This window comes from Acinetobacter sp. (genome assembly GCF_041919735.1).
In the GTDB taxonomy this organism is placed as follows: domain Bacteria; phylum Pseudomonadota; class Gammaproteobacteria; order Pseudomonadales; family Moraxellaceae; genus Acinetobacter.
The window spans coordinates 15,275-26,938 of the sequence record NZ_JAYRTF010000020.1; the positions used below are offsets into that span (position 1 = coordinate 15,275).

Below are 11,664 nucleotides of genomic sequence, written 5' to 3' on the forward strand. Positions count from 1 at the left end.
AAAAATGGGGCATTAATATGCCCCATTTCATCATCAATTTAACGCTTCACTTTAGCTGTTATATTGTTGCACAAAAACCAAAAACTCATCTTCCGTCATAACTTGCACACCCAGTTTTTCCGCTTTTTCCAGTTTAGATCCGGCTTTTTCACCAGCCACCACACATTTGGTTTTACCTGATACGCTACCACTGACGCGTGCGCCCAAGGCTTGCAAAATCTGGGTCGCTTCATCACGCCCCATGGTACTGAGTGTGCCGGTAATCACCCAACTTTCACCATTTAACGGTTGGCGAGTAGGCGCAACTGGCGCATCCCAATGTATACCCGCGGCCAATAAACGGTCTACCACCTCAAGGTTATGCGGGGCTTGGAAAAAGTCGACAATCCATTCAGCGGTAATATCACCGACATCTGGAGTTTTCTTTAACGCTTCAAGATCAGCATGACGAATCGCATCAAAGGTCTGAAAGGTATTGGCCAGCATGCGCGCCGTGGTTTCACCGACACCGCGGATACCCAGCGCATAGATAAAGGCCGCCAAGGTGGTTTTCTTGCTGTTTTCAATTGAATCAATGAGATTCTGAACGGATTTTTCGCCCATTTTTTCAATGGTCAGCAGCTGTTCACTATGTTCATACAGGCTGTAAATATCCGCCACATCTTTCAGCAGATCCAAATGCAGCAGCGACTCCACCCAGCGGTCACCCAGTCCTTCAATATCCATCGCTTTACGTGACACAAAGTGGCGTATGGCTTCAATACGCTGTGCTGCACAGTACAAGCCGCCTGAACAACGCGCTAAGGCTTCACCTTCTGGCATCACTACGGGAGAAGAACAGACGGGACAGCATTCAGGTAAGTGCACTTCGATGCTATCGACAGGACGAAACTCTGGCCAAACTTTTTCCACTTTGGGAATCACGTCACCGCTGCGATAAACACTGACTGTATCGCCAATACGCACATCCAAACGGTGGATTTCACCAATGTTGTGTAAGGTCACATTCGATACGGTGACACCGCCCACTGCCACAGGGTTTAAACGTGCAACAGGGGTTAAAGTCCCGGTACGTCCAACTTGCCAATCGATATTTTCCACTGTGGTTAAAGCCGCAACCGCAGGAAATTTATAGGCAGTGGCCCAACGCGGTTCACGGCTTAAAAAACCTAAGGTTTGTTGTTGTTTCAGACTATTGACCTTAATCACCATGCCATCAATTTCAACACTGAGGCTTGGACGTTCAATAATCATTTGCTCATAGGCTTTTTGCACATCGTGAATATTATCGCAAATAAAGTGCCGCTCACCCACGGCAAAGCCGAACTGCATAAGCCATTCCAAACTTGCCGACATGGTGCTTTGCCCATGATTCGGTTCGCATTGCGCAATACCGTAAGCATAAAATGCGAGCGGGCGCGCCCCTGCAATATTGGGATCAAGCTGGCGTAAACTGCCTGCAGCAGCATTTCGTGGATTGGCAAAAGTCTTTTCGCCCTTGGCTTCATTTTCCGCATTCAGTTTGTCAAAGCCGGATTTCGGCATCAGCACTTCACCGCGCACTTCCAGCAGTTCAGGCACATCCGCCTTAGCGCTGCTGAGCACCTTCGGCAGGTTGCGGATGGTTTTGACGTTTTGAGTAATGTCTTCGCCTGTTTCGCCGTCGCCGCGTGTGACGCCGCGCACCAGCACGCCATGTTCATACCATAGTGAAATCGCCAAGCCATCAAATTTCAGCTCGACATCATATTCAATGCTTTGATTCGGCAGGCGCTCTTCGGCGCGGCGCGCAAAAGCGAATAGCTCTTCCTGATTAAAGACGTTGCCCAAAGACAGCATCGGCACGGCATGCGTCACACTAACAAACTTGGATAAAGGCTTGCCGCCGACAGTATTGGTCGGGGTATCCGGCTGAACCAAATCAGGATGCTGTTCTTCCAGCGCTTTGAGCTGATGAAATAACTGATCATATTCACTGTCTTCAATGGTCGGCTGATCCATTACATAATAGGCATGATTATGCTTGGCCAGAATTTGGATCAGCTGACGCATTTGCGCAACCACAGTGTTTTGCTGTGTCATATATATTCACCATAAAAAAGGGCGGTAAAATCTCCGCCCTCAAAAAACCGTCTTCTGCAGCTATTATAAAAATCCGCAGAATTGACTGCAATGAAAAAAATGCAGTCTTATGCTTCCGCCGCCGTTTGGCCAGGACGGTAATCAATCGCCTGATGGCGCCAATGCTCACGCAGCTGCGGGGTAAATTCCTGATTATTCTGATCGTAGACCGTGCCTTCAATTTCCCGCGCGATCAAACGCGAAACGCTGTCCATGGTGTCAAAAGCAATCTGCACATCGCCATGCGGCAAGGCCAAGAAAAAGGCCAAGCCTTTCACTTGCTCTGTGGACAAGGTTTCCAAATCAAAGCCGGTAGCGCCGTCATTGCTGATTTGCAGCACAGAAAACAGCAAGCGGCTGCCGTCTTCGCTGTAACGGTGGAAGCACGCCATTTCGCCAAAGCGCAGGCCGTATTTCAGCAGCACTTTCAGCATTTTTTCACCGGATAAAGCGCGGCTGTCTGGATAGACATTCAGCGCAATATAGGTTTCTGCAGTCGCCAGCGCGCTTTCATCATCGACCAATTTCTGTTCATACAGATGCGCATCTAAAATGTTGCTTTCATCTTCAAATTCACTGATTTCAGCTTTTTCGATTTGATTCAGGCTCAATTCCGGCGCTTTTTCAGCTTCCTGAGTTTCAGTCAGCTTTTCTGCAGGCGTTTCTTGAGCCGTTTCAGCGCTTGCAGGCGCCTGCCCCTCCGCTGCGGCATCAGCCGCATCAGGTGTTTCAGCTGCGGGCTGTTCAGCAGCCTCTTCGGCTTTTAAGTCTAGTTCAGTTTCAGCCTGTGCCGCTGGCGCGGCTTCTTCGGCTTCCGCAGCGGCCAAAGTCGGCTCTACCCGCTCTGCTGGCGCATCGGCAGCATTCAGCTGGCTGCGCACATGGCGCGGGATCACCGGCTGCTGGCTGTCTGGGTCGATATGCAGTTCAGAATCCAAGGATGGCGCTGCATCGGATGGCTTCTTTAAAACCAGCTTGAGGCCAACTAAAATCAGAATGACCGCAACGACAATCCCAACGATTGTGGTGATTTCCATGTTATGACTCCGCAACTAACCCGTATTCTTTTGCCTGTTCTAAATTCACAGTCACTAATTTTGAAGTTCCCGGTTCCGGCATGGTCACACCGAGCAAGTCAGTCGCCATGGTCATCGCCAGTTTGTTATGTGTAATGTAAATGAATTGAACCTGTTCAGAAAGTTCTTTTACCAAATTACAAAATCTTCCTACATTCGCATCGTCTAAAGGCGCATCCACTTCATCCAGCACGCAGAATGGCGCAGGATTCAAACGGAAAATCGCAAAGACCAATGCCAATGCCGTCAGCGCTTTTTCACCGCCGGAGAGCAGCGCTAAAGAACTGTTGCGCTTGCCCGGCGGGCGCGCCATCAGTTTTACACCCGATTGCCATCCATCTTCAAGGCTTAAACTGGCTTCACCGCCATTAAAAACTTTAGGAAACAGCTCCTGCAGCTCAGCATTGACCTGATCAAAGGTGGTCATGAACAGTTTGCGGGTTTCCTGATCGATGCTTTTCATCGCGCCTTGCAGCTGATCGACGGTTTTTTCCAGATCTTCAATCTGGTGGCTCAGCTCTTCATAGCGCTTCGAGACCTCTTCATATTCGGCAGAAGCCGCCAAATTCACTGCGCCGAGCTTATCAAACTGCTGCTGGGCTTTTTCCAGCTTCTGCTGATGCGCGGCCACATCAATCGACAGCCCGGTCAGCATTTCACTGTTCAGCTCTTTCAGCTGCTCGCTGTAATGCTGCAGATCAGACTTGGCTGCCTGCCAAGCCAAGCGTTTTTCTTCCAGCTCTGTGCGCAGTTTTTCATCCTGCAGCTGATGGCTGTGGCGCTGTTCGGTCAATTCTTTTTGCTTGGCCTGCACGCTGTTGAGTTCCAGCTGCCATTCGGTCCATTTCTTCTGCAATTTTTCAGTAATTTCAGACTGTTCTGCATGCTGCGACTGCAGGCTTGGCAGTTCCAGCTGCATCGGATCGACAAATTTTTTGGCCTGCTCCATTTGCACCGTAATCTGCTGGCGCTGCGCTTTTAAGAACACCGCATCTTTTTCCAGCAGCTCAATCTGCTGCTTGCCTTGCAGCGCTTGGCGGCGGATCAGCTCGAGTTCCTGCTGCGCCTTTTGAGTGACCTGCTGAGAATCTTCCAGCTGTCCCGTCAGCTCTTCCACTTGATATTGCAAAGTCTTGTAGCTTGGCAAGGCCAGTTCCAGCTTCATATTCAGCGCATGCAGATCAATTTCCAGATCATCTTTCTGCATGGCGTCTTCTTCCAGCTGCGCTTCAACCTGCATCAGCTGATCGGCCAATTGCTGCTTTTGCACCGCGAAAGCCTGCGCCGCGCTTTGCACTTTAGCCATGGCGACATCGGCCTGCTGCAATTCTTTCTGCAGATTTTTCAGCGTATCACTCTCTGCCTGATGGCTTTTTTGCAGCACTTTCTGCTGTTCCAGCAGTACAGGCAAAGCCTGTTCCGCCAAGGCAAAGGCCGGCATTTTTTCTGCCAGCGCCTGCTCAATTTCATCTAAGCGGATACGGTGGCTCAATGCGCCCTGACCCGCTTGACTGTCTTCATCATAATGCAGGCCAATCACCCAATCGGCTCCGACTTGATAGCCATCCAGCGTCAAAATCGACTGTCCTGCCTGCAGCTCGGCCTGATACGGCAAAGCCTGCTGCAGCGTGTCTGCAACGGCGGTCTGCAGCCAAAGCGAAGACTGCGGCGCATCAATCCAGTCTGCCAAGCAAGCCAAATTGGCTAAGGCAATTTTGACCGCTTTGCTCGGCGCTTTTAACTGGCGCGCAACACTGTCTTGAAATTCATCGGCATGGCTTAAAACTTGCGCATGCAGCCATTTGGCCAAATACTTTTCAATCAGCGGCGCATGCGCCTTGCCTTGTACCGACAGCTGCAGCGCCTGCATCAGGCGCAACGTGTCGGATTTAGCTTTAGGACTGGCTTTAATCAGCAGCTGATTTAAATTCTTTTGCTCCGACTGCAGCACCTGAATGTCCGATTTCAGTTCCTGCATCACGGCTTTTTGCTGCGTCAATTCGTCATTCAGCTGTTCCAGCTTCTGCTTCAGATCGGCAATGTGCTGTTCTTTTTCAGCGCAAATCTGCTGCAGCTGCACTTTCAGCTGTTCCAGCTGCTCCAGTTCATCCTGCTGCGCATGATTTAAAATCTGTGTTGACTGCTGTTTCAGCGTATCTTTTTGCTGTTCCAAGCGGCCAATATTTTTGCTCAGCTGTTCACTTTGCGCCAGCATCTGCAGTTTTTGCTGCTGCTGCTTTTCGACCTGCGCTTTAATTTGCTCATACTGCTGCAGCACGCTGGATTGCTGCGCTTTCAAATCACTGAAACTTTGTGTACGGGTTTGGCTTTGGCTTTCCTGCTGCTTGAGCTGCTCTTCGAATTCTTCCTGCTGTGCGTGCAAGGTTTCCAGCTGCAGATCAATCAACTGCAGGCGCTCTTTGCTTTGAAATTTCTGCTGTTCCAGCTGCACCAAGCTTTCTGAATTTTGTGAATACAGCGCCTGCTTCTGCTCCAGTGTCATTTTCAGTTCGGCCAGTTTTTTCTCGGCCTGCTGCCACTCATTCTGCAAAGGGGTCGACTGCTGAATCAGGCGCTGAAACAGTTCACTGGTCGAGGTCAGGTCATGCTCCAGCGTGTTCAGTTCAGAACGCACCAGCTTAAAGCTTTCACCCAGCGCATTCATCTGCACCGTATATTCCTGCTGCAGACGGGTGCTTTGCTCACACTGAAAAGACAGCACTTCAATTTTAATGGTGCGGATTTGGGTTTCGAGTTCTTTATATTGCACCGCAGTTTCAGACTGGCGCTTTAAAGTTTTCAGCTGTGATTTCAGCTCTGAAGCAATATCTTCCAAACGGGATAAATTGGACGCGGTATGTTCTAAATGCTGCGTGGTTTCACGGCGGCGCGCCTGATAGCGGGAAACGCCGGCGGCTTCTTCAATAAACACCCGCATTTCTTCCGGCTTGGCATCGACCAAACGGTTGATCATGCCCTGCTCAATAATGGAATATGAACGCGGCCCCAAGCCTGTGCCTAAGAAAATATCGGTAATGTCACGGCGCCGGCATTTGGCGCCATTGAGAAAATATTCAGATTTGCCGTCACGGTTGACCTGACGGCGCACCGCCAGTTCGCTGTAGGCATTGTATGCGCCGCCGAGTTTGCCGTAGGTATTGTCAAAACGCAGCTCTACGCTGGCCATGCCGACCGGCTTGCGTTTGGCGGTTCCAGTAAAAATCACGTCCTGCATGCTGCCGCCGCGCAATTGGCGCGCGCTGGATTCGCCCATCACCCAGCGGATGGCGTCAATCACATTGGATTTGCCGCAGCCGTTGGGGCCAACGACTGCAGTGCGGTTCTCTTTAAATTGTAATGTGGTACTGTCGGCAAAAGATTTGAAGCCAGAAAGTTTTAAACTGCTTAAACGCATAGTGTCCTGATTAACGTCGTGAGCGCCGGGCCCACGCGAGTTCAATTTGTTTCATCCGTGTCAGCGATTCCAACACAAGGTTGCGCAAGTGTCGACAAAAATCTTCCATAAATAAAGCCGCTTGTTGTGGCTTTCTGATTAAAACAGCATCGCTTACCAACTTAAACAGCTCAAAAGATTCCTTAAGCTCACGGCGCGAGATATTTAAGGTTAAAAAATAGCTGCGGCGCAAGGACGGCAAGAGTTCCTGATAATAGCGCATCAGATAGGGATTGCCGACCATTTCATGCTGGCGCGCCAGGCCTTGGAAGATCAAATCATAAAATTTTTCGGTATGGCCTTGGCTGGTTTCAGCATTCAGCTGTTCCAGCAGCAATTGAATGCGCTCGGCCTCGTGGCTGCGCCAGGTTTCCGCCATGCGGTGCACGATCTGCCCCAGCAGCAAGGACGCCATATCAAACAAAGAGCGCACCTGCATGGCCGACATTTCAGAGACTATCGCGCCGCGGCGCGGAAAAATTTCAATCAGCTGCGTGCGCTCTAAAATCAGCAAGGCTTCACGCACAGAACCGCGGCTGACATCCAGCTCTGACGCAATGCGCAGCTCTTGAATCCGCTCTCCTTCCACCAGCTCACCGCGAATGATCTGCTCGCTGATATGCTTGGCGATTTGTTCTGACAAACTGTCCGCATCTTGTGGCTGCATGCTGTTCCCGTCTTGTTTTTATCTCAATGCAAAAAGTAGATTTCTCCGAATCTGCATTTATTTAAACGGTTTTTTTCACAATAAAATATGACATTGTCCGACAATCTTATGTCGCTAAAGCCAATTCAGCGCATGTCCAGCATGCTTTTTTTAGAAAATTTGAATCACGCCTTTAAACATAAAATAGCTTCCGATCACCGTCAGCAGGCAGGCAAAGCAGCGTTTCAGCATTGCGGGCGACAGCATGTGTGCTACTTTTGCGCCCTGCTTGGCAGTGATAAAACTCATCACACTGATGCCGAAAAAGGCATAGATATGCACATAGCCGATGGTATTCGGCATAGCAACCGCTGACTGCTTGCCAAACCACATAAAGCCCAAGGCACCCGCAATAGCAATCGGCAAGCCGCACGCTGCCGAGGTGGCAACAGCTTTTTGCATCACGACACCGTGACGGTTCAGATACGGTACGGTTAAGCTGCCGCCGCCAATACCGAAAATGGCCGAGGCGATGCCGATCCCGCCGCCCGCCATCAGCTGCATCGGCACAGAAGGCAATTGGCGCGTCGGATCTACCGCAATGCCGGCGCCGCGGAACATTTTAAACGCCACCCATAGCGCAAAACAGCCGATCAGCAGCTGCAGCCCTTGCCCCGATAGATAATCAGCAATGCCGGCGCCCAAAAATGCGCCCAAAACCAGCCCCGGCGCCAGATTGCGGAAGACCTGCCACAGCACCGCGCCTTTTTTATGATGCGCGCTGACCGAACTGAATGAAGTGACAATGATGGTCGCCAGAGACGTCCCTAAAGCCATATGCATGATGATGGAGGGGTCATAGTGCATTTGGGTAAAAACCACATACAGAATCGGGACAATAATTAACCCGCCGCCAACCCCAAATAAGCCTGCAGCAAAACCAGCGATTGCGCCGATCAGCAAATATATGATTAACTCCATCAATTATTCCACAACTCTCAGATTCAAATGGATTTAGAGACTCGATTACTGCAGCAGCTGCTGAGCGATGCGAATCAGCTTCCAGAAGTACTGCTTTTAAAGCCCGTCACCGCATCGACCAATGATGATGTACGGGAAATTGCGCTGAAAGGCGTACAGCAAGTTCTAGTGACCAGCGTCCGGCAAACTCAGGGCCGCGGACAGCGCCAGCGCCAGTGGGTATCCCCCGAAGGCAACATCTATTTAAGCACATTGCTTAATACGCGAACAGCAATTGATGGCCGTTTGGCGCTGGAAATTGCGTTAAATATCCTGCAAATGCCAAGCCTGCAAAATTTAGACCTGCAAGTCAAATGGCCAAATGACCTGTACAGCGGCGCTGGAAAATGGGGCGGCATTTTAATTGAGCCGCTGAATGCGCATCAGGCCGTGGTCGGTGTCGGCCTCAATGTCCTGCCTCTGCCTAAAGATGGCATAGACCAAGCGGTCACCTCATTGACTGAGCTGGGTTTGGCTCGATTTGACCGCATCACGCTGATTGCAGAGCTGTATCTGGCGATTCAGCAGGCAGGCAAATGGTTCAGCCATGACAGCGCCAATCTGGCTGCCCGCTTCAATCATTATGCGGCCTTTAAAGATCAGGCGGTCGAAATTGAACATTTGCAAGGCCTCAGCCAAGGGATTTTTCTCGGCATCCGCAATGACGGCGCCATTGAAATCCAGAATGAACATGGTATTGAACATTTTTTCCAAGGCCGCCTGCGCAGAATTGGCGCTTCAGCCCCATCCTTCAAGGATCATAGCCAATGAAAAACCTCTGGCTAGATATCGGCAATACCCGCCTGAAATACTGGATCACGGAAGGTGATCAAATTATTGAACATGCAGCGGAACTGCATTTGCAGTCCCCAGCCGAGCTTTTGCTGGGCCTGATTCAGCATTTTAAAAGCTTAGGCCTGCAGCAGGTTGGCGTATCCTCGGTGCAGGATAAAAAGAACAATGAGCGCATTCAAAAAATTCTCAAGTTCTTGCAAGTGCCCGTGGTCTTCGCCAAAGTGCATGCTGAATTTGCAGGACTGCGCTGCGCTTACGAAGACACCAGCAAATTCGGCATTGACCGCTGGCTGCAGATGCTGGCGGTGGTGCATGATCCGCAGCAGCACTACTGCGTGATCAGCTGCGGCACTGCTTTAACCATTGATTTGACGGATGGCTTAGCGCATTTGGGCGGCTATATTCTGCCGAATTTATATTTGCAGCGTGATTCGCTTATTCAGAATACCAAAGGCATTAAAATTCCAGATGCCTCTTTTGATGAACTCAGCCCCGGCCGCAATACCATTGATGCCGTGCATCACGGCATTTTGCTCAGCCTGCTCAGCACCATTGAAAAAGTCATGGATAAATATCCCAGCAAGCTGATTTTAACCGGCGGGGATGCGCCTTTATTTGCCAAATACCTGCAGCGCTACCAGCCTGAAATAGAAAATGATCTGCTGCTGAAAGGCCTGCAGGTGTATATTCAAACCATCTCAGCAGCAAAAACCTAAAGTTTAACGGGCGGCATGCTGTCCGTAAAAAAAATAAGCAAAACATCAACATGCAGAATGCTGGCGAATATCATTCTGCATTTTTGTGCAACAAAATGATGCTTTAAGCATCAGCGCTTAATTGGCCAATAAAGGCTTGATCAGCTCCCACATCTCATGAAATTCGGCATAGCCGTCTGTACGCATAAAATGCCCCGCATTTTTCACCTCAAAGCATTGCGCATTCAGCAGATTGCTCAATTGCAGCGTGAATGGCGGCGGCACAATCGGATCATTGGAAGACAATACGCAAAAGGCCAAAGGCATAGATGTTTGCAGTCTGGCGCTGTCCAATTTTGCCTGAACAATAAAGTCTTTCAATTCAGGGATGGCGGCTAAGGGGGCAGCAAAGCCTGAAATGAAAATGCCGGCCTGAATCGTTTGCGCAGCTGTCTGAAACTGCTGATTTAAATAATGCAGCGCAGCCACGCAGCCTAAACTGTGCGCAACAATAATGGTGTTTTCATCTAAATGCGGAATCTGCAGCGCAAGGGAGCGCTGCCAGACCTCAAAATCAGGCTGATGGGATTCCGGCAGCATCACGCGTCTAGACGAATGACCCGCAGCCTGTACTTTTCGGCTCAGCCACGGAAACCAATGATCATTGGGGGATGCTTGGCAACCATGCACTATATAGACTTTTTTCTGTATCACAGTATTCATCTTGGAATTATGACTTTAATTATTCTTCTGGCTAAGCGTGACAATAACACGTACATTTAAATATGGATAATTCAAAATTTAAGCTTTAAGCGCTTCATTCATCTATTTTTTATATACAGAACGGTATGTATTCATATTATTTTAAACAAAACGAAAAATCAGAAATTAACCTTTCAATTACAAAACGATATTTTTAAAATTTTTAATTTTATTTCAGCAGCCCAAGAAACTGCTTTCTTTCAAATAAAAAAGGAAACCTGCGTCTCCTTTTTATAGATTAATCGATTCGTTCAGAATAGATCCATATAGCTAACTCAGCTCTAGACTTATTTCATTGCGAAGCCTTTTTCCTGCGCGCCAATTTGCTCTGCAGAATACTGCGCAATCTGTTCCAGCACATTAGACACCAATGGCTCTAAAGCCGTGCCTTTAATACCCACTGCACCGCCTGCACCAGCTAAGTCATTGAAGCTGACGCGGTAGCTACGGTTTTCACCATTATCAGCAAAGGTTTTAGAAGCAAGCACTCGGCCATTTTGCACATCTAAAATTTTGATATCCAAGCTTAAATCAGCAGATTTGCTGGTTTGTTTCATGCTACCCAAAACAGGCACAAAATTTGGAATATAGCCACCTGCAATATCACGTTTTTTGGTATTCACACCAATAGAAGTAATCGAACCAGTAATGACATATTTTGCTGGATTTAACTTCAGTGATTTACCTGCCAAAGCCATTTCAGACTTCAACGTTTCCAAGGCTTCACGGTCTTGAATTTCAAAACAGCCTGTCGCTTGCAGACGTGAAGTTATCAGGCTGGATAAACTTTTTTCTGCACCCGGAAAGGTATTTGACGATTCACCAGATGCCATTTGTGCCAATTGGGCTAAACCGCTCAAGGCATTATTATTTGGCGTACTGGCGCTATTTTGACAGCCCGATGCTTTGCAAGTCAGTTCACTGACCGATACAGAAGCCACTGGCTTTACACATTCAATATTAGCCCAAGCACCAGAACTTATCACCATTGCTCCAAAGGAGAGCAATACTAAATTTGACTGTTTCATCTTATTTACCCTACAGATTTTATAAAGTCATAATCGCAGCTCATAAGGCTGCTATTTTTATATCAGT

At 48.9% G+C, this 11,664-nt stretch carries 9 protein-coding genes; 2 read left to right on the plus strand and 7 right to left on the minus strand.

Going from position 1 to position 11,664, the window contains the following annotated elements:
* Window positions 1–51: 51 nt before the first annotated feature.
* The 5 genes from ligA to ACE3T3_RS11975 all read right to left on the minus strand — a co-directional run bounded on the left by ligA (window position 52) and on the right by ACE3T3_RS11975 (window position 8,278).
* Window positions 52–2,082 (minus strand): NAD-dependent DNA ligase LigA, encoded by a 2,031-nt coding sequence (ligA, locus tag ACE3T3_RS11955; protein WP_374667204.1) that lies wholly within the window; start codon window positions 2,080–2,082, stop codon window positions 52–54.
* A gap of 107 nt (window positions 2,083–2,189) precedes the next feature.
* Window positions 2,190–3,158 carry a cell division protein ZipA C-terminal FtsZ-binding domain-containing protein gene (locus ACE3T3_RS11960; protein ID WP_374667206.1) on the minus strand — a complete coding sequence of 323 codons (969 nt, stop codon included), beginning with the start codon at window positions 3,156–3,158 and terminating at the stop codon, window positions 2,190–2,192.
* A 1-nt stretch (window position 3,159) separates the two neighbouring features.
* Window positions 3,160–6,612, minus strand: a complete 3,453-nt coding sequence (smc, locus tag ACE3T3_RS11965) for a chromosome segregation protein SMC (protein WP_374667296.1) — start codon at window positions 6,610–6,612, stop codon at window positions 3,160–3,162.
* Window positions 6,613–6,622: 10 nt separating this feature from the next.
* Entirely contained in the window at window positions 6,623–7,318 is a 696-nt protein-coding gene (locus ACE3T3_RS11970; RefSeq protein WP_374667208.1) for a GntR family transcriptional regulator, read from the minus strand.
* A 150-nt stretch (window positions 7,319–7,468) separates the two neighbouring features.
* Complete coding sequence (locus tag ACE3T3_RS11975) at window positions 7,469–8,278, minus strand: sulfite exporter TauE/SafE family protein (protein ID WP_374667210.1); 810 nt, start codon at window positions 8,276–8,278, stop codon at window positions 7,469–7,471.
* Between the two features lie 27 nt (window positions 8,279–8,305).
* Between ACE3T3_RS11975 and ACE3T3_RS11980 the strand changes: the two genes are divergently transcribed.
* Together ACE3T3_RS11980 and ACE3T3_RS11985 are read left to right on the plus strand one after the other, a co-directional pair.
* The gene (locus tag ACE3T3_RS11980; RefSeq protein ID WP_374667212.1) at window positions 8,306–9,088 is read left to right on the plus strand and encodes a biotin--[acetyl-CoA-carboxylase] ligase; all 783 of its coding nucleotides are present in this window, start codon (window positions 8,306–8,308) and stop codon (window positions 9,086–9,088) included.
* Window positions 9,085–9,828 carry a type III pantothenate kinase gene (locus tag ACE3T3_RS11985; RefSeq protein WP_374667214.1) on the plus strand — a complete coding sequence of 248 codons (744 nt, stop codon included), beginning with the start codon at window positions 9,085–9,087 and terminating at the stop codon, window positions 9,826–9,828. Before ACE3T3_RS11980 ends, ACE3T3_RS11985 begins: the two co-directional genes overlap by 4 nt.
* A 117-nt stretch (window positions 9,829–9,945) precedes the next feature.
* Here ACE3T3_RS11985 and ACE3T3_RS11990 read toward each other — a convergent pair whose 3' ends face one another.
* Both ACE3T3_RS11990 and ACE3T3_RS11995 read right to left on the minus strand, forming a co-directional pair.
* Window positions 9,946–10,530: an RBBP9/YdeN family alpha/beta hydrolase gene (locus tag ACE3T3_RS11990; protein WP_374667216.1), complete on the minus strand. Its 585-nt coding sequence runs from the start codon at window positions 10,528–10,530 to the stop codon at window positions 9,946–9,948.
* Window positions 10,531–10,856: 326 nt separating this feature from the next.
* Window positions 10,857–11,597 (minus strand): CsgG/HfaB family protein, encoded by a 741-nt coding sequence (locus ACE3T3_RS11995; RefSeq protein WP_374667218.1) that lies wholly within the window; start codon window positions 11,595–11,597, stop codon window positions 10,857–10,859.
* Between the last annotated feature and the right edge of the window lie 67 nt (window positions 11,598–11,664).